Annotated in this window: 18 protein-coding genes; 2 read left to right on the forward strand and 16 right to left on the reverse strand. The window is 34.1% G+C overall.

Annotated features, from left to right (window positions below; all coding sequences use genetic code 11):
• Positions 1-4 precede the first annotated feature (4 nt).
• From fliH to bioD, 16 genes are all read right to left on the reverse strand, one after another.
• Positions 5-784: a flagellar assembly protein FliH gene (gene fliH / locus SMGD1_RS03680; protein ID WP_008339161.1), complete on the reverse strand. Its 780-nt coding sequence runs from the start codon at positions 782-784 to the stop codon at positions 5-7.
• Between the two features lie 9 nt (positions 785-793).
• Positions 794-1,819: a flagellar motor switch protein FliG gene (gene fliG, locus SMGD1_RS03685; RefSeq protein ID WP_008339076.1), complete on the reverse strand. Its 1,026-nt coding sequence runs from the start codon at positions 1,817-1,819 to the stop codon at positions 794-796.
• Positions 1,819-3,531 carry a flagellar basal-body MS-ring/collar protein FliF gene (gene fliF / locus SMGD1_RS03690; protein ID WP_008338797.1) on the reverse strand — a complete coding sequence of 571 codons (1,713 nt, stop codon included), beginning with the start codon at positions 3,529-3,531 and terminating at the stop codon, positions 1,819-1,821. Before fliF ends, fliG begins: the two co-directional genes overlap by 1 nt.
• Before the next feature lie 18 nt (positions 3,532-3,549).
• Positions 3,550-4,644, reverse strand: a complete 1,095-nt coding sequence (gene hisC, locus SMGD1_RS03695; protein WP_008338795.1) for a histidinol-phosphate transaminase — start codon at positions 4,642-4,644, stop codon at positions 3,550-3,552.
• Positions 4,634-5,722: a prephenate dehydratase gene (gene pheA, locus SMGD1_RS03700; RefSeq protein WP_008338926.1), complete on the reverse strand. Its 1,089-nt coding sequence runs from the start codon at positions 5,720-5,722 to the stop codon at positions 4,634-4,636. The genes hisC and pheA overlap by 11 nt, the downstream gene beginning before the upstream one ends.
• The gene (locus tag SMGD1_RS03705) at positions 5,719-6,495 is read right to left on the reverse strand and encodes an HAD-IIA family hydrolase (RefSeq protein WP_008338876.1); all 777 of its coding nucleotides are present in this window, start codon (positions 6,493-6,495) and stop codon (positions 5,719-5,721) included. The genes pheA and SMGD1_RS03705 overlap by 4 nt, the downstream gene beginning before the upstream one ends.
• Before the next feature lie 2 nt (positions 6,496-6,497).
• On the reverse strand, positions 6,498-7,706 hold the full coding sequence (gene lysA, locus SMGD1_RS03710) for a diaminopimelate decarboxylase (RefSeq protein ID WP_008338751.1): 1,209 nt from the start codon (positions 7,704-7,706) through the stop codon (positions 6,498-6,500).
• A gap of 179 nt (positions 7,707-7,885) precedes the next feature.
• Positions 7,886-8,956 carry an LptF/LptG family permease gene (locus SMGD1_RS03715; RefSeq protein WP_008340680.1) on the reverse strand — a complete coding sequence of 357 codons (1,071 nt, stop codon included), beginning with the start codon at positions 8,954-8,956 and terminating at the stop codon, positions 7,886-7,888.
• Positions 8,957-8,976: 20 nt separating this feature from the next.
• Positions 8,977-9,537, reverse strand: a complete 561-nt coding sequence (gene pth, locus SMGD1_RS03720) for an aminoacyl-tRNA hydrolase (RefSeq protein WP_198407975.1) — start codon at positions 9,535-9,537, stop codon at positions 8,977-8,979.
• The gene (locus tag SMGD1_RS03725) at positions 9,537-10,073 is read right to left on the reverse strand and encodes a 50S ribosomal protein L25/general stress protein Ctc (RefSeq protein ID WP_008339014.1); all 537 of its coding nucleotides are present in this window, start codon (positions 10,071-10,073) and stop codon (positions 9,537-9,539) included. The genes pth and SMGD1_RS03725 overlap by 1 nt, the downstream gene beginning before the upstream one ends.
• A 53-nt stretch (positions 10,074-10,126) precedes the next feature.
• Complete coding sequence (locus tag SMGD1_RS03730; protein ID WP_008338912.1) at positions 10,127-11,314, reverse strand: type IV pilus twitching motility protein PilT; 1,188 nt, start codon at positions 11,312-11,314, stop codon at positions 10,127-10,129.
• Positions 11,311-12,291 (reverse strand): transaldolase, encoded by a 981-nt coding sequence (locus SMGD1_RS03735; RefSeq protein WP_008339152.1) that lies wholly within the window; start codon positions 12,289-12,291, stop codon positions 11,311-11,313. Before SMGD1_RS03735 ends, SMGD1_RS03730 begins: the two co-directional genes overlap by 4 nt.
• A gap of 388 nt (positions 12,292-12,679) precedes the next feature.
• Positions 12,680-14,005, reverse strand: coding sequence for a sensor histidine kinase (locus SMGD1_RS03745; protein WP_008339182.1), 1,326 nt, complete (start codon positions 14,003-14,005; stop codon positions 12,680-12,682).
• Complete coding sequence (locus SMGD1_RS03750; RefSeq protein WP_008339091.1) at positions 14,002-14,940, reverse strand: aminodeoxychorismate synthase component I; 939 nt, start codon at positions 14,938-14,940, stop codon at positions 14,002-14,004. The genes SMGD1_RS03745 and SMGD1_RS03750 overlap by 4 nt, the downstream gene beginning before the upstream one ends.
• Positions 14,930-15,820 carry an aspartate carbamoyltransferase catalytic subunit gene (locus SMGD1_RS03755; RefSeq protein ID WP_008339175.1) on the reverse strand — a complete coding sequence of 297 codons (891 nt, stop codon included), beginning with the start codon at positions 15,818-15,820 and terminating at the stop codon, positions 14,930-14,932. Before SMGD1_RS03755 ends, SMGD1_RS03750 begins: the two co-directional genes overlap by 11 nt.
• 20 nt (positions 15,821-15,840) lie before the next feature.
• Entirely contained in the window at positions 15,841-16,488 is a 648-nt protein-coding gene (gene bioD / locus SMGD1_RS03760) for a dethiobiotin synthase (protein WP_008338763.1), read from the reverse strand.
• A gap of 50 nt (positions 16,489-16,538) precedes the next feature.
• Here bioD and SMGD1_RS03765 point away from each other — a divergent pair, with 50 nt between their 5' ends.
• Positions 16,539-17,774, forward strand: a complete 1,236-nt coding sequence (locus SMGD1_RS03765; protein WP_008338814.1) for an aminotransferase class I/II-fold pyridoxal phosphate-dependent enzyme — start codon at positions 16,539-16,541, stop codon at positions 17,772-17,774.
• A 6-nt stretch (positions 17,775-17,780) separates the two neighbouring features.
• On the forward strand, positions 17,781-18,080 hold the full coding sequence (locus SMGD1_RS03770) for an ATP-dependent Clp protease adaptor ClpS (RefSeq protein ID WP_008338936.1): 300 nt from the start codon (positions 17,781-17,783) through the stop codon (positions 18,078-18,080).

The raw sequence follows: 18,080 nt of genomic DNA on the forward strand, positions 1-18,080 counted from the left end.
TTTTTTATTCACTTAAGGCCGCTCTTTTAACTCTCTCAAATCTTTTCGAAATCTGAGCGTCTATATTTCCAGCATCGCTTATAGCTATAACACCACCTTCACTAACAGCACTGTCTGAAATAATCTCGACATGCTTTAGTGAACCAAGCTTTTGAGATATATCTCCATGGTTTCTTGGATTTACTTTTAGTGTTATTTTTGATGCACTCTGTAATTCTTTTATTAACTCTTTTGATAAGACTTCAGCTATTGCAGTCGAACTCTCATTTAACTCAATCTTTATAACTTCTTTAGAGATATCAAGTGCTGCACTAATAAGCTCACTTTTAATACCTTCTAAAGCTCTTTCATAGTCAGCAGCACAATTGTCTAAAGTTGATATAGATGCAGATAGTTGTACGATAGCATTATTCATGCTTGTTACTTCACCTTTTGCCGCCTGGTCTTTACCAGCTATTATCCCTTCGTTAAAAGATTCTGTCTTAACTTTTTCTAACTCATGCGTATGCTCTTCACTCATGTCTTCTAGCTTCATCTGTAATTTTATAAAGTTTGATGACATTTCATCTGTTTTTTTCATCAGTGATTCTATAAGTGAATCTTTGGAGTTTTGACTCATGGCACTTGAATCTATATCAGCTGCTCTAATACCAGGGTTATTATCTTTAGTAAGTACGGGCTTCTCTGTCTCTTGTGCATTATCTGTGCCCATAGGTAAGACTTTGAAAGTATACTTATCAACACTATGTTTAGTTAGTCTATCGCTTGAGATTACAGTTGCCATAACAATTACCTACTCTACCATCTCGTCAGTTGAACCCATTTGGATTGTTCCTGCTTCAGCAAGCCCATTAACAACTTCAACAATTTTTCTCTGAGAATTCTCAACATCTTTCATTTTAACAGCACCAAGGAACTGCATCTCTTCATCAAATGCTTCTCTAGCTCTCTCAGACATTGCAGAAAAGAATTTCTCTTTAAGTTCTTCAGGCGAACTTTTCAGAGCAAGCATTAGCTCTTTTTTATCTACAGTTTTTAGAATTTCTGTAATAGCACTTTTATCAAGTGTAACTATATCATCAAATGTAAACATCATCTCTTTAATCAGAGTTGCAAGCTCTTCATCAACTTGCTCAACTTGAGAAAGTGTAGCTTTTGCAGACTTGGCACCAAGACGGTTAAAGATATCAGCAACAGCTCTTGGTCCACCAACTTCAACTTTGTATGAAGCAAGAGACTCAAGTTTAGACTCTAGCACAGCTGAAACACGTTTAATAACTGATGGAGATATATCACCAAGTCTAGCCATTCTCATAGCAACTTCTGAACGTAAATCATCTGGGAAGTACTGAAGTGTATCTGCTGCTTCTGTTGCGTCCATGTGAGCTAAAATAAGAGCGATTGTTTGCGGATGCTCATTAACAATAAAGTCTGAAAGTTGCTGAGGCTTGATTTTTGAAAGGTATGAAAAATTTTGAGTATTTTGCATACTTTTAGATAACTTCTCTAAAACTTTTTTAGCCTCTTCAGGACCAAGAGTTCTATAAAGAAGTTCTCTTGCATATTCCATACCGCCAGTTGTAATAAATTGACCTGATTGAAAGATTGCATGGAACTCTTCAAGTATTGCGGTTGCAACAGCTTTTTCAATACTTCTATTTCCTGCAATATATTTTGACACTTCAGTAATAGCATCTACAGTCATGTTTGAAAAAATCGCAGCTGTTGCTTCTTCTCCTAACTGCATAAGTAAAATAGCAGCTTTCTCCGCCATACTCATTTCATCAAAAGATGCTTGCTGTGTTGGGTTTAAATTCATTATCTATTTGACCTCTCTCTGCTGTGATCTTCTTCTTCAGTTAATAAAGATTGAAGCAGTGCTGCTATTTCTTCTGGTGCATCTTCAGCCATATTTCTAACTTTTTCCAGTAAAACTTCATGCTTGAGCTCATCTTCATTAAAGCCATCACCAACGCCAAGTTGACTCTCAACTTTCTTACGCATCATTTGAACTTTTTCTACTAAATCTTCTTCCTCATCATCATCTATATCAAGAGTAGGACGATCAAGATCATCATCCTCTTTAGATACTTCTAACATCCTAAGAGCAAATGGAGAAATGACCTTTTTGTAAAGAATAAGCAATAAGATAAGAACAAAAACATACTTAAATACTCCAGAAAAAGGTGCTAAATAAGTTTGACTAAATGTAACTGCTTGACTAACTCCATCAGCTTCAATATGAGTGTCACCTCTTTTAAACTGAAGGTTTTTAACGCTTATCTGATCGCCTCTTTGATCATTGATGCCGATTGATCTACCTACAAGTGAAGCCAGTGCATCTAAGTCACTCTCTTGAAGTGGCTCATACTCAAGCTCATCTGTTGATTTGCCCTCTGCATCTAGTTTAAACTTGTACTTACCGTCTACTATAACAGCCGCACTTATTCTTTTTATGCGTGCAAACTGAGACTTAGTAGTTGATACAGTTTTACCAACTTCATAATTAGTTGTTCCTGTATTTTTTTCGTACTTCTCATTTGTTTGGTTACTTTTAAGACCTTGAACAGGACCAATGTTACTTACCGTACCAGGGACACCGCCTATCTCAGCTGGAGAACCACCCTCTCTTTTTTCTTCACTTACTTGTTCACTTCTTACAACATTCTCGGGATCGTATGTCTCAGATGTTGAATTTTGAATAGAAAAATCAAACTCAATTGTTACTTGAGCAACTACTTTTTCTTCTCCGCCAACAAATGGAGAGATAACCTGTATGATTTTACTTTGTCTTTTCTTCTCTTCTTTTGTTTTAAATTTTTGCTGAACAGTTGATAGCTCACCCATCTGAGCCATCTCATCTTCATCACCTAAAGTCTCGCCTTCAGAATTTATTAACATTACAGCTGATGCCTTCATTTTTGGCACTGCAGATGCAACAAGATTTTTAATACCACGTATTTGTTTTGGAGAGAGTCTTTGCTCTTCCACTAATTGGACCATAACAGAAGCACTTGGATCAACTTGTTTAGCAATAAAAAGTGTGTCTTTGGGAATAGCAAGACTAACGCTTGCTGATTCAATTGGGCCAAGAGCGTTTATGGTTCTTGAGAGTTCACCCTCTAGTGCACGAAGATATTTAACATTTTGATCAAAACTGGTAGCTCCAAACTCTTGTGTATCAAATAGTTCAAAACCAACACCTCTGTTTTTAGGAATTCCCATAGAAGCAATAGTTATACGTTCTTTGTATACAATATCTTTAGGTACTTTAATGATATTGTTGTCTTCTAGTTTATAAACTATGCCATCTTTTTCCAATTGATCAACAATCTTAGCAGCATCTTCAGAACTTAGGGAATTAAAAAGGATTTCATACTCATCATCAGTATTTTTTTTAGCAGTATATACAACCATGAAAATTAAAAATGAGACTATACCAATAATGGCAGCAGCAATAATGATTCTCTGCTGCGAAGTTAGTTTTGTATAAAGAACAACTAACTGAGAAAAAAGTATTTTAAAATCCATCAACGTCCCATTTTATAATTACAAAATTTCTGATGCTAGTTCAAAAAAGCGACTATTTTGCTCTTGTGTTCCAACTGTTACCCTAATCGCATTCATCCCATAACTACTAAGGTCTCTGACAATCATCCCTTTTTTTAGAAGCAGATCTGCGATTACAGAAGATATTTGGTTCGGATTTAGACATAAAGTAACAAAATTTGTATAGCTGTTAATTATATCTATTTTTTGCTCTTTTGCAAACTCTTCGTAACGTTTCATCTCATTAAAGTTATTAACTACACTTTTGTTTACAAATTCTTCATCTCCTAAGGCAATTGTTGCAGCTTCTAAAGATAAAGTAGTAATATTAAACGGAGGTCTAAGTTTATATAGTTCTTTGATTATTTTAGCATCCGCTACTCCGTAACCAACACGCATTCCACCAAGACCATAAGCTTTTGAAAAAGTACCAAGATAGATTACATTGTCAAACTCTTCAACCAGATCTTTTGGTTTTACTTCTTTGCTTGAATCTTTAACTAAAGCGTACTCCATGTAAGCTCCATCTACAACAACTAATGTGTCACTGTCAATTTTCTTTAGAAACTCAAACAGTTTTGTTGCTTCAATAGCATCCCCAGTTGGATTGTTTGGAGTACACAAAAAGATTATTGAAGGTTTTTCTTCCTTATAAATCTTGTAAAACTCATCTAAGTCATGTTCTTGTGAAGAAGTTCTTAAAATTTCTGCACCAACGTGTTTGGCATAGATCTCATACATTGCAAATGTTATGCTGTTCATTAATATTTTAGACTCAGAGTTTGCTTTTGCATGTATTAAAAACTCTATCACCTGATCGCTTCCTGAACCGATAATTACATTCGAAACTCCAACATCAAATCTTTTACTTAGTGCACTCTTTAAAGCAATCATAGAATCATCCGGATAAAGAGCCATTTTTGAGATGATCTTTGATACTCCATCCTGAACTTTTTTTGAGCAACCATTAGGATTTTCGTTACTTGCTAATTTGATAATATCTTTTGGCTCTATGCCAAATTCTCTTACAACTAATTCTATAGGCTTTCCAGCCTCATAGTTTTTGATATCTTTCATTTTTGAATTAAAGTTCATCTTCACCCTTTACATAACTTCCAAGCCAAGTAACTTCAGCGTCGTGCTTAGATAGTACTTTTTGAATATGTGGCTCATCAATGTGCCCATAAAAATCTATATAGAACCAATAACCAAACCCTGACTGATCTTTTGAGGGACGAGATTCAATTTTTGACAAGTTGATATTTTCTTCATCAAAATCTTGTAAGAAATGAACAAGTGAGCCAGCCTCTTTTGCATCTTCTAGTTTAACTAAAATAGATGTTTTATCATGCTCGCTGATTCCATTTTTAAAATCACTCAAAATTACAAAACGAGTAGAACTGTCATGTTCATCTTCTATGTTCTCAAACATTGTAGGTACTTTATAAAGTTTAGCTGCAATATGAGAACATATCGCAGCAGAGTTTGGATCTTCAGATGCTAAGATTGCCGCTTTTGCAGTCGATTCTACTGGGATATGTTCTATATTTATAAGGTTATGTTCAGATAAAAATTCTCTGCACTGTCCAAAGCCTTTGTCTTTTGAGTAGATCTTTTTTATATCTTCAATCTTTGTTGCTTTTGTAACAAAAGACATATGAATCGGCATATATAGTTCTGCTACAATTTTCACAGAACTTTTAGCAAGCAGATCAAGTGTCTCACCGACAATACCGTCTTTTGAGTTTTCTATTGGCACAACACCAAACTTTGCTCTTTTTGATTCAAGTGTTTTAAAAACAGAGTGGATTGAACTTAGTGAAATATAATCGCTCATAGCACCAAAACGGCTCTCCGCGGCTTGATGAGTAAATGTGCCCTCAGGACCTAAGTAAGCTATTTTTTCCGGACGCTCCAAGTTTCTAGAGACTGCAAATATCTCTAAAAATATCGCCTCTATGGCACTCTTATTCAAAGCTCCGCCATTGGCCTTGCTTTGTGCTTCAAGTCTTTCGATAATAGCTTTTTCTCTCTCTGGTCTGTATATCGCACCGCCAGATGCATTCTTTATCTCGCCAACTCTTTCAACAACCTTCATTCTTTTGTTGAGAAGTTCCAGCATCTCATTATCAATAGCATCTATCGATCTTCTACAATCATCTAAAGTTTTCATATCGCCTCCAACATATTTTGCATATCCCCATAAACCATGTCAGGTCTAAGTTCAGGTTTTAAAAATGGAACTATCTCAGATTCTGTTTTATATTTTCCGCTTGTAACAAAAACTGTCTTCATTCCCATCTCTTTTGCTCCACCTAGATCACCTTTAACATCATCACTAATCATAGTCACCCTGCTAAACTCAGCCTTGCTATCTTGCTCTTTTAATTTTGCCAATGACTCGTTATAAAAAGCTTCGCTTGGTTTTCCGACAACTTCATAAGTTACAGAAGTAGCAAATTCTAGCATCTTTAAAATAGCTCCTACTCCAGGATATCTTTTAGAGTTTTTAGCATATATAGATGTCTCGTGCATACCGACAAGTTTTGCACCGCTTAGCAAAAACTCTATCATCTGAGCATATTCATCTGCACTAAAATCTTCTTTTATAGCGACAAGAACTGTTTTAGGGTTTTCATAATTTAAAGTATATCCCATTGCTCTAAGTGTTTTTAAAAACTCATCTGCGCCATAAGCTGCTACCGAGTCTTTTTGTACACGGGATTCTAAAAGCATCAAAGGGTCAAGATACTTAGAAAAATCAAATTCAAAGCCAATCGAACATAAAAAGTCATAAAAATCATGTGAAGCTTTTTTTGTGTTATTTGTAATAACCATATATGGAATATTTTTATCATTACACATCTTTATAAACTCTATACTTCCACGAATTGGAGATTTATCAGTGTCGCTGATTAGAGTGCCCTGCACATCAATGAAGTACATATTTAGTTTTCCAAGAACTCTTTCTCTAAAGCAATTAAATCTTCAAAGTTTTCTCTTTTTCTGATAAGTCTAGCTTGACCTTTTTCAACTGCAACTTCAGCGCTTCTTCCACGAGTGTTGTAATTGCTGCCCATTCCAAAACCGTAAGCTCCGGCACTGTGAACTACAAGTAGGTCGTTATGGTTTAACTCTGGAAGAAGATAATCTTTAGCAAAGAAATCTCCACTCTCACAAACTGGTCCGACAATATCAACAGTACGCGGCTCAGATGCAGAGTCAGTAATAGCTTCTATTCTGTGGTAAGCACCATAAAGAGCTGGACGAAGGAGATCATTCATAGCACCATCAACAACTACAAATTTCTTAGCTCCATTTTGTTTTTCATAAAGAACCTTGGTTAAAAAGTATCCAGCATTTGCTGTTAAAAATCTTCCTGGTTCACAAATAACCGTCAAATCAAGACCTTTTAAAGTTCCAAGTATAGCTTGTGCATAATCATATGGTTTTATTGTAGCTTCATCATCATATGTTATTCCTAGTCCACCACCGATATCAAAAAACTTTAGTTCAATATCAATCGCTTCTAATGAACGAACAAGATCAGCTACAATTACAGCAGATTCATATATTGGTTCAAGATTCGTCAGTTGTGAGCCTATATGAAAGTGAACTCCAACAGGATCAAGAGAATCAGAATTCTTTGAAAATATATACATTCTCTTAGCAGTGTTAATATCAACACCAAACTTGTTGTCATGCAATCCAGTAGAGATGTATGGGTGAGTTTGAGGGTCAATATTTGGATTAACACGAATACTGATACGAGATATCTTGTTAAGCTCTTTTGCTATTATCGCTACACGAAACAGTTCTGCTTCACTCTCAACATTAATGTAAAGGATATCTTTTTCAATGGCTTCACGAATTTCATCATCACTTTTGCCAACACCAGAAAAGATAATTTTATATGCTGGAATTCCTGCTAAAAATGCACGACGTACTTCACCGATAGAAACACAATCAGCACCGCTTCCTAAATTTGCGAAATGCTTAACTACACTAAGATTTGAGTTTGCTTTTACAGCGTAAGCTAAGATAGATTTTCTACCTCTAAAAGCCTCTTTTAACTCTTGGTATTGTTTGCTCATATAGTCTAAGTCATAAACATACAAAGGTGTTTTATACTCAGATGCCAGTTCTTTAAAGTTCATTGTAAAATTTCCAAATATTTTTTAGAGATTCTATCCAAAATGTGCTTATATTTTTGTTATAAATTAGTCGATGATTATCTTCTCTCGGCAAAGGCGAAGCTTTTATTCTATGTTTTGAAATAACACTGAACACATGCGTGATCAGACATAGCTTGAACTTGTTTAAATTATGTTAGATATTAGGTCGCTAAACGATATTTTCTCCACTGTCTAAGTGCTATTAAAAATAAAATTACTACTGGAGCAACAACACCGGCTTCACTTGGAATTGTTTTATTATTTGAAAGTTCTATAAGCATAAAAAGTATTCCCCAAACTAAAAGTGTTGCAAGAATTGCTCCAAAACTAAAAAGAGAAACATTTAAAAATCTTGCACTAATTGGAACAAAGAAGAAGATAATAACTACCAAACATGGCACGAAAAATGGGTAAATAAATATTTTATAAAGCGCACCTTTTATACTTCTGGTATTTATGTTTTGATCACTAAGCAACAAAAGTGCGTCTATGGCATTTTTAATAGTGAAATTAACCTTTCCCTCATATACTTGGTCAAGCATTTTTGGTCTAAAACCATGCAGAATATCAAGACCTTTTTCATGGTCTACTTTTATCCCTTTTGATTCAAAACTCATATTATCAGGTTTTGTAATTACGTCTGCTTGAGCTATATGCCATGATTCATTTCTATAAGTAGCTTCTTTTGCTACGAGAACTTCTTTTAGTGAGTTTTCTTTGATACTAAAGACTCTAATTCCTTCTGCTCTCTCTTGAAGAGGCAGCATCTGAGCAAAATAAATATACTTATCTTTATATGTAAAAAAAAGGTCTTTTGTAGGGCTTAGATAAGCTGCATTTTTGCGAATGTTATTTGAAAACTCATCTGCACGAGAAAAACTAGGAATAGCATGAAGAGAGACAAATATAACTATGATAGTAGTTGAAACAACTACAAAAGGCTTTAATACATCTACTCTTGAATAACCCAATGAATAAAAAGAGACCAGCGCATTTGAGCGAATTAAAAATATTTTCGTTGTAATCATTGCAAAAATTAGAGATAAAGGAAGCAACATATCTATAGCAAAAAAAGCTTTATATACCAAATAAATAAGTACAAGGTTGGCTGATGAGGATAGAGAACTGGCATTTTCCATATAGTCAAATCCGACAAGGAACATAACCAATGCAATTAGGATAACTGAAAAATATTTTAGATAATGAAAAGATATATATTTGAATGCCATCATCTTTAAGTTCCGTTTTTGTGCTATTTTAGCTGAAATTTTTTAATTGTATATTTAGAACTCACATCTTCTAGTGAATTTTCAAGCATACTCTCTACAGCTTCACAAGTATACGAAATCCAAGTCTTTAGATGCTCAGTTTCAGTTTTAGAAAAGTCACTTAACACATGGGAAGCAACTTCACCCTTATGTTCAGGTTTTCCAATGCCTAGTCTTACTCTAGCATAATCACGAGATATCATCTGGTCTGTAGATTTAAGTCCATTGTGTCCACCATGTCCACCGCCGTGCTTGAAACGAAGAGTACCAAAAGGAAGGTCTAAATCATCATGTATTACAACAACTTCATCTACTTTATAAAACTTTTTAACAGCTAAAATTGAGTTACCTGATAAGTTCATATACGTAAGTGGTTTTAATAAAAAATGATTTGAGAATTTGAAGAGTTCACCATTAAATGATGAAGAGGAGAGTTTCTGAGCACTATTTCTGCGAATAAGCTCATCTATGACCATAAAACCAATATTATGGCGATTACCTGCATATGCCGGGCCAGGGTTACCCAGTCCGACAATTAACATGATTATTTAGCTTTAATAATACTTATTACAGCAACACGATCTGAATCTAACATAACAACATTAGGGATAGGATCTAAATCACGAATAAGTTTAGAATCACCAGTATCCATTTTTGTTACATCGATTTCAAAAGTATTTGGTACATTCTCGATAGCACCTTTTACAGTTAAACGAGGCTTAGCCTTGTGAACAAGACCTTTATTTTTAAGACCAAATGCTTCACCAACTGGTACAACTGGTACATTATAAGTAGTTACAACACCTGGTTGTGCTACCATTAAATCAACGTGTAAAAGTGTACCAGTTACTGGCTGAGCTTCATATGATTGAACTACAAGATTCATCTCTTTTCCCTCTATACTTACAGGGAATGCTAAAGTTTCTTTCTTGCGAACAGTACGGATATATTCATTCATTTTGAATGCAGCATTGATATTTTCAAGCCCTTTTCCGTAGATGTTAGCAATTAGATAACCATCACGACGTAGCGTCTTTGTGCTTTGTTTGTCAGTACTCTTTCTAATTATGCCTTCTAACATATTAAATCCTTAATAAAAATTGTTTGGAATTATACACATAGAAGCTTTAAAAACTACTTTAAGTCAAAGATATCATCAGTTTTATCGATTTTAATCGATTTTTCTTCACTTGTTTTTGGGTTTTTAACAGTTTTAGATGAGCTCAATCCGCTCATTCTTAACTCTAAATCAGCTGCACTTGTTGCATAATCTTTTGCTTTTTCTCTTGTGATTATTCCCTCATCATACAGGTCTAAAATATGTTGATCAAAGCTTTGAGACTTGTAATGATCTCTACCTTTTTCAATAGCATCTCTAATTTCATAATCTCGATTTTCCATAATAAGCTTTTCTATTGTAGGTGTACGCACAAGCACTTCCATTGCAGCGCGTCTTCCTCCATCTATCGTAGGGATAAGTCTTTGTGAGACGATACCTTGAATTACCCCGGCAAGAGACATTCTTACACGATTTTGCTCTTCTGTAGGGAATGTTGCGATAATACGGTTAATAGTCTCCTTTGCATCTATTGTATGAAGGGTCGAGAAAACCAAGTGACCTGTATCAGCGGCATGAAGCGCAAGGTTGATAGTTTCTCTATCGCGCATTTCCCCAACCAAGATAATATCTGGATCTTCACGAAGAGATGCACGCAGAGCCGCACCAAAAGAGAGTGTATCTTGACCGACTGAGCGTTGGTTTATGATACACCCTTTATCTTTATGAACAAACTCAATTGGGTCTTCTATTGTAATAATATGTTTTCTTTTTGTTATGTTTATCTCATTTATTAGAGCTGCCAAAGTAGTTGATTTACCACTACCTGTTACACCTGTAACTAGAACTAATCCCCTCTCTTTTTGAGTAAATTCTTTTAAAATATCAGGGAAGTGCAACTCTTCTATAGAAGGAATTTTGATAGGAATAACACGAAATACAGCCGATACTCCATCCATTTGAAAGAAAACATTTACACGAAAACGGTTTCTCTCATCAAATGGATAAACTAAATCTATCTCTTTATTTTCAATAAACTCTCCAAACCTGCCTTTTAAGAGTTCTTTGGCAAAAGTAAGTGCATCTTCTTTTGCAAAAATATCACCGGCAAACTGAACAATATTTCCATTTATTCTTGCACGTATTACTGAGTTCGCTTTTATATGAAGGTCACTTCCTCCAAGCTCAATCATCTTCTTAAGATATACTCTGATCTTATTTAGTTGGGCAAAGGTTAACTTACTGACATCTACTTCATTACTCATAATGACTCCAATATATCATGAAATGCATCTTTAAAAGCATCTAATCCATCTGCAATTTGCTTATCTAAAACAGCCTCAAAATCAATACCTGCATTTTTCACCTTAAGAAAGTGTGCTTGAATTACTTCTTGTGAAATCGGCAAAACAGCCTTTTTCTCTCCACCTTTATGAAAGGCTTCTATAGTATCAATAGGAGCCGTATTTACACTGTTATATGCCAAAAGCTTATCAACATAATAATACGCAGGAAGGGAATCATCTTTTACGCCTGTGCTTGCAAATAATGCTCTACATCCAGAAACATTCATTTCCTCAATAGCTGCATATATATCAGCTGTATTGTAGATGCCGCTAAGAGCCACCTCAACACCATTTTCACTTAGTGTTGCATCTAGAGCACGGTCAACTCTACTTACAAAGATACTGATTACAGTATCAACTTCCTTGCCATTTTTCTTGCCTCCACGTTCAAATGCTTTAGCACAGGATACAGCCTGCTCTTTTTTAAAGATTAGAGTGGCATTTACTGGAATTCCAGAAGCACTTAACTCTTCCATGGCAACGTAACCTGCAGTTGTCGCAGGAACTTTAATCATTACATTTTCTCGGCCTATCTCGCCAAAAAGTCTTTTACCTTCTTCAATAGTAGCATCTGCATCGTCACAAAGAAAAGGGTCTACTTCGATGCTCACATATCCATCATCACCTGCATCATAAAGTGCTTTTAGTATATCTGCTGCTTTTTTGATGTCATATATTGCAACTGCTTCATATTTATCTTTAGGATTTAAAGAACCAAGAGATGCAAGTTGCTCTTTATATGCCGGTGAGTTTAAAATAGCATTCTTAAATATAGCTGGATTTGACGTAGCTCCATTTATGATTCCATCGTTAATCAACTCTTTAAACTCTTTATCTAAATAATCTCTCTCAATAAAATCTGCCCATAATGAAAACTTCAAATCATCTATATACATATACTTAAATCCTAAATAAATTTTTATCTATTATAGCCCAAAAATTCTCAAATTTTTTTAAATTAATTAAAACAATTAGATGAAGTGCACTTAATACATACATTACTTCACTATTTATAAAGATCCTCTTATCTACTGCGTCAAAATAGAGATATATTTCAAATACGCACTCATCACAAACATCCAAATTTATTAGGCTGATAACTAAAAACGAAAGAGAGAAAAAGAATTTATATGAAAAATATTTGTAATATCTATGTAATAGGTAAGAAGCACCAAGTAGAGTAAAAAAATAAACACTGAACATGCTTGAGACAAATAAATACAGTAAAAGAATATGTAAAAATAGTGCCGCCAGAAAATATATGATATTTTGTGTTAGTTTCATCTATGACACTGATCTAGGAATCTCAATTATAAATGTTGAACCATTACTTGATGTTTTAACTTCAATCATCGTTCCAAACTGTTTTTGCATAATCATTTGACTCATATATAGACCAAGTCCTGTGCCATTTTTACACTTGGTACTAAAGTATGGCTCAAAAAGATGTGATATATTTTCATCTTTTATGCCATCTGCATTATCTTTTATTTTTACAACTATACTCTTTTGATTATTTTGTAAAGAAATTATAATTTTAGGATTCTCTTTATTAGCTTCATTTAATGCGTCTATTGCATTGTTTAAGATATTAAGTAAAACTTGAATAATCTCATTTATATATGTACTAATAATAGCTTTATCAGATTTTTGCAAAACTATTTCTATGCCCTTTTCATTTACTCTAGGCAAAGTAAAGTTTATGGCTCTTTGTATTAATTCGTGTACTTCTATTCTTGAAATTTCTTTATGAGGATGAAAATATGTTTGAAAATCATCAACTGTATCAGATAAATAGAGAATGGTATCACTAATTTCACTTAATGTTTTGTCAACCTCTTCTTCCCCTACCTCTTTGCCTAGTGCTTTTTTAATATGCAGATTTGATATCTGCAATGTTATTGTTGAAAGAGGTTGTCGCCATTGATGAGCTATCATGCTTATCATCTCTCCCATTACTGCCTGCTTTGACTGTGCTGTTAAAAGCTGATCTTGAAGTTTTAACTCTTTTAACTGATCGGCAAGTTCAACATTAAACTTTCTGAGCATATCCTGCTGTTCTAATATCAAATCTTTTGCTGCATCCATTTTCACCTGATAAAAGTAAATAATTACACTAACAACAATTAAGACAAATGAAATGTATGTAACTTGAAAAAGTGAATATTGAACTTCAACAAAGGCTTGAACTGGAGCAATAAGAAGGATAATTAGAGTAAATATAAGCCAATATATAGCATTTCTTGTATTTTGAAAGTATAGTAAAATTATAGGATATGTAAAGAGCCAAATATGTTTTAGGGCACTTGGTTCACTTATGTAAACTAAAAAAAGAAAAAGGAAAGTAAATTGCGCTGTAATAACTAGAGAAACATTTTCAAATGATTCTCTATATTTTCTTAGTATGAAAAATAGTATAAGATTCACACAAAGTAGAAAAAATTCTAACATAATAAGTCCGGAAACGTCTCTTATAATATTTCCAAGCATCCCATAGATAAGTGATATAGATGACAATAGCAGTCCGATATTAACCATCTGATATCTACTTTCTAAATCTCTCTCACTTTCATTAAAAAGCCATCCGCTTGTAAAAAAGTTATCTATCATGGTAGATATACTTTATCCAGCAGTTCATTGTATTCTAAATATGAATCACTATCTAAAGTTATACCTCCACCACTTTTATATACATAACCATCTTTAGTTTTTTCAACAAAACGAATCATAACTCCACTATCAAAGTTTTCTCCGTCATAAACACCGAAAACACCACTAAAAAAACCTCGCTCATAAGATTCTACATTTTTGATAATCTCTAAAGTACTCTTTTTTGGTGTACCGCTTATACTCCCTGCAGGAAGAAGTGAGTTTAAAATATCTCCGATTCTCTCATGCCAATCTTCACCAACATTACCGCTTATATGCGAGCTTACTTGAAGAAGTTCTTTCTCTCCTGAGTCTATCTTTTTAACATATCTAAACTCTTCTACTTTTACATCAGATGCTACTATTGAAAGATCATTTCTTAAAAGATCAACAACCATAGTATGCTCAGCCATCTCTTTTTCATCATGGAGTATTTTATTCTTAGCATCTGTTATTGAGGCATCTATAGTTCCCTTCATCGGGAATGTATGCATTGTCGAGTCTTTTATTTGAACAAATTTCTCAGGAGAAAAACAGACAAACTCATTTTTGTATCTCAGTTTATAAGGGGCATTCGCGTAATTATATATCTCTTTTAGAGTAAGGTCTGAGTATATTTTTGTTGGAGCTGTTAGGTTTAACAAGTAAGTGTCACCTGATTTTATATGTTCAATAATCTCATCAAACTTTTTTTTATAACTCTCAAATCCAACTGCTTCTTTTTTAAAAGAGTGCCCATGTTTTTTTTGTATATAATTTTCATCTATACAAAATTCAATATCTTGAGAGCTTAATTCATCTAATAATATTACTTCTATATTTTGTGCTAAAAAGTCACTTATAAAAAGAAATGGTTTTCTCTTCTTTCCTAAAGCATTTAGATGTTTAAATGTCATGTATCAGTTTTTTTAAAACCGCCATTCTTATAGATACACCATTTGTTACTTGTTCTAATACTTTACATCTCTCATCTGCTAAAAGTGCATCGCATATATCTATATTTCTGTGAACTGGTCCGGGGTGAAGAATGATTATATCTCTATCCCCGACTAATTCAGTAGTGATACAAAAGTCACTAGCATAGTCTTTGAGTGAAGCATAACTTTGTGATGAGTGTCTCTCTGTCTGAGTTCTAAGACTCATAATCACATCTACCTCATCTATTATCTCTTTTAAAAAATGTGTAGTTCTAAGAGTTGTTTTTGGTAAAAAATGAGGAGGAGCGACTAGGATAACTTCCATTCCAAATCTAGTAAGAAGTTCTATATTTGAGTTAGCAACTCTAGAGTTTTTAATATCTCCGACTATTGCTATTTTCCTACCCTTCACATCACCAAAGTGCTCTTTTAAAGTAAAGAGGTCAAGTAGCGCTTGAGTTGGATGTGCATGAGCACCGTCACCTGCATTAATAATTGCTGATTTCGTATGGTTTGACAAGATTTGCGGAACACCAGAATTTTGATGACGAACAACTATAGCATGCGGATTCATTGCATCTAGGTTCATAGCCGTATCAACCAAAGTCTCGCCCTTTGCAGTTGAACTCTTCGCAGCATCTAAGTGAACCATCTCAGCACCAAGTCTTTTTGCAGCTATTTCAAATGAGCTTTTAGTTCTTGTAGAATTTTCAAAAAACAGTGTAATAACTATTTTATCCTGCAGGATTCTATCAAACTTTACATTGCCATTCTCGCCTGCAGCAAACTTCCTTGCATCTGTAAAAATATCTTCTATTTCTTCTATCGTAAAATCATCTGTTCGAATTAAGTGCTTCATGCTCATCTTTTTAAATAAATTTATAGATTATACAAGACATCGCAAATAGTGTCAATATCTTGGCTAACTTTTAGCACTTTAAACCCTGTTTTTAAAAAGTAAGGCTCTGAAACGCTTGTAAAACTTGTATCGTTATCTCGACAATTAAAAGCTACAAGATGCTTGATTTTCCTATCCTCTAATAATTTCTTGCTTAGAAGTGTATCATTAATACATCCTAGTGAGCAATGAGTAACTAAAAGTGCCGTTGCATCAAAGTACTTTATAATATCCACCATCATCGTATCTTCATCAACCGGAACATAAAGTCCACCAGCACCTTCTATGATTAAGACATCACAAAGTTCTTCAAGTTTTTCTATATTTTCATCTAATATTTTTAAATCTAATTTTGTATTATTTGAAGAGACAAAAGGAGCAGCAGGAAGTTCATAAGTGATAGGCACTATATCTTCCAAAGAGACATTTTCAAACTCACAATTTAACTCTTTAACAGTCGATAAAAGCTCACTTCCATCAATTGCATAACCATCTATTACACCAGTTTCTATAGGCTTGATTACACCAACTCTAAATCCTCTGGATGCAAACTCACGCAAAAGCAGTTTTGTCGTGTAAGTCTTACCAATATCTGTATTTGTCGCTGTAATAAAAAATCTTTTTTTCATATTTATCTCTACTTTGGTATAATCACTTATAATTTAAAGGCTATATATTAATGAATAATTTTGAAGAGTATTGTACCAAATTTGTCCAGTCAGTTGGAAACAAAGAGGGAGCAGTTAGTCCAGCTGTGATTAATTCTGCATCTTTTGCTTATGACACGCCTGAAATAGCGGAAGGTATTTTTGATGGAAGTGTTAAAAAACCTTTATATGCACGTATGGGAAATCCAACAACAGCAAAACTAGAGTCTATTATGGCAGATATGGATGGTGGGGTTGCAGCAGTGGCTACAAGCTCAGGTATGGGAGCAACAACTCTTGCCTGTATGTCACTTCTTGCATCTGGAGATGAAATTATTTCCATTGGTGGTCTTTTTGGTGGAACATATGCTCTATTTTCTGAAACTCTTACTCGTTTTGGCATCAAAACAAGATTTTTTGACGTTGACGATTTTAAAGAGATAGAAGAAGCAATAAATGATAATACAAAAATAATCTTTTTAGAGAGTGTCGGGAATCCAAATATGAAACTTCCAGATATAAAACGCATAGCTAAAATTGCAAATGATGCGGGTGTTATTTTAATAATTGACAATACTATAACTCCTCTTAGTATCTCCCCATTAAAGCTTGGTGCGGATATCAGTGTCTATTCAACTACTAAAATTATCTCCGGAAACGCTTCAGCTCTTGGTGGCTGTGCAGTCTTTCGTGCTGTTAATGATGGTGAAGATAAACTAAAGTCTCCAAGATATGAATTCTTGGCAAAATTCATCAAAGGTGCCGGGAAAATGGCACTCTTTGCAAATGCTAAAAAAAGAGCCTTAAGGGATTTTGGAATGAGTGCTAATGCGAATGCCAGCTACCAAACTATGCTTGGGCTGGAAACACTTCCTCTAAGACTCTCTAGAATTACTCATAGTGTGGAAGTTGTAGCATCTACCCTTAGTGAAAACGGACTAAATATTAACCATCCATGTTTAAAAACACACCCTCATCATAATAGATACATAAATGATTTTAAAAATGGATGCGGAACATTATTTACCATAGATATGGGAAGTAAACAAAGAGCATTTGAATTTTTAAACAACACAAAACTAGCTACACTTACGGCAAATATCGGAGACAATAGAACACTGGCTCTGCATATGGCATCTACCATCTACAGAGATTTTGATGAAGAGACTAGAAAATTTCTTGGTATTACCGATGGTTTAATCCGTATATCTATAGGTCTTGAGAATCCACAAGATATTATTGATGATTTCATTCAAGCACACAAGTAGGAATTAATGGCTATAAATACAGATTTAGAACTTTATAATGAAGTTAAATTAAAACATCCAAAAAAGTACAAAGTTTTTCTTTTAAATGATGACTATACTTCTATGGATTTTGTAATTGATATACTTATTACTATCTTTCACAAAAGTTACAGCCAAGCAGAAAGTATAATGCTTGACATTCATAAAAAAGAGCGCGGTCTTTGTGGTGTTTATACTCATGAAATCGCCGAGACAAAAGTTATGCAAGTACGAAGAAAAGCCAAAGATAACGGCTTTCCACTAAAAGCTATGATGGAGGAAGAATAA

It is taken from the genome of Sulfurimonas gotlandica GD1 (assembly GCF_000242915.1).
Classification (GTDB): Bacteria; Campylobacterota; Campylobacteria; order Campylobacterales; family Sulfurimonadaceae; genus Sulfurimonas; species Sulfurimonas gotlandica.

Bases quoted from the DNA above. Each gene is read 5' to 3' on its own strand.
- fliH (WP_008339161.1), bottom strand. From the start codon at position 784: ATGGCAACTGTAATCTCAAGCGATAGACTAACTAAACATAGTGTTGAT.
- fliG (WP_008339076.1), bottom strand. From the start codon at position 1,819: ATGAATTTAAACCCAACACAGCAAGCATCTTTTGATGAAATGAGTATG.
- fliF (WP_008338797.1), bottom strand. From the start codon at position 3,531: ATGGATTTTAAAATACTTTTTTCTCAGTTAGTTGTTCTTTATACAAAA.
- hisC (WP_008338795.1), bottom strand. From the start codon at position 4,644: ATGAACTTTAATTCAAAAATGAAAGATATCAAAAACTATGAGGCTGGA.
- pheA (WP_008338926.1), bottom strand. From the start codon at position 5,722: ATGAAAACTTTAGATGATTGTAGAAGATCGATAGATGCTATTGATAAT.
- SMGD1_RS03705 (WP_008338876.1), bottom strand. From the start codon at position 6,495: ATGTACTTCATTGATGTGCAGGGCACTCTAATCAGCGACACTGATAAA.
- lysA (WP_008338751.1), bottom strand. From the start codon at position 7,706: ATGAACTTTAAAGAACTGGCATCTGAGTATAAAACACCTTTGTATGTT.
- SMGD1_RS03715 (WP_008340680.1), bottom strand. From the start codon at position 8,956: ATGATGGCATTCAAATATATATCTTTTCATTATCTAAAATATTTTTCA.
- SMGD1_RS03725 (WP_008339014.1), bottom strand. From the start codon at position 10,073: ATGTTAGAAGGCATAATTAGAAAGAGTACTGACAAACAAAGCACAAAG.
- SMGD1_RS03730 (WP_008338912.1), bottom strand. From the start codon at position 11,314: ATGAGTAATGAAGTAGATGTCAGTAAGTTAACCTTTGCCCAACTAAAT.
- SMGD1_RS03735 (WP_008339152.1), bottom strand. From the start codon at position 12,291: ATGTATATAGATGATTTGAAGTTTTCATTATGGGCAGATTTTATTGAG.
- SMGD1_RS03745 (WP_008339182.1), bottom strand. From the start codon at position 14,005: ATGATAGATAACTTTTTTACAAGCGGATGGCTTTTTAATGAAAGTGAG.
- SMGD1_RS03750 (WP_008339091.1), bottom strand. From the start codon at position 14,940: ATGACATTTAAACATCTAAATGCTTTAGGAAAGAAGAGAAAACCATTT.
- SMGD1_RS03755 (WP_008339175.1), bottom strand. From the start codon at position 15,820: ATGAAGCACTTAATTCGAACAGATGATTTTACGATAGAAGAAATAGAA.
- bioD (WP_008338763.1), bottom strand. From the start codon at position 16,488: ATGAAAAAAAGATTTTTTATTACAGCGACAAATACAGATATTGGTAAG.
- SMGD1_RS03765 (WP_008338814.1), top strand. From the start codon at position 16,539: ATGAATAATTTTGAAGAGTATTGTACCAAATTTGTCCAGTCAGTTGGA.
- SMGD1_RS03770 (WP_008338936.1), top strand. From the start codon at position 17,781: ATGGCTATAAATACAGATTTAGAACTTTATAATGAAGTTAAATTAAAA.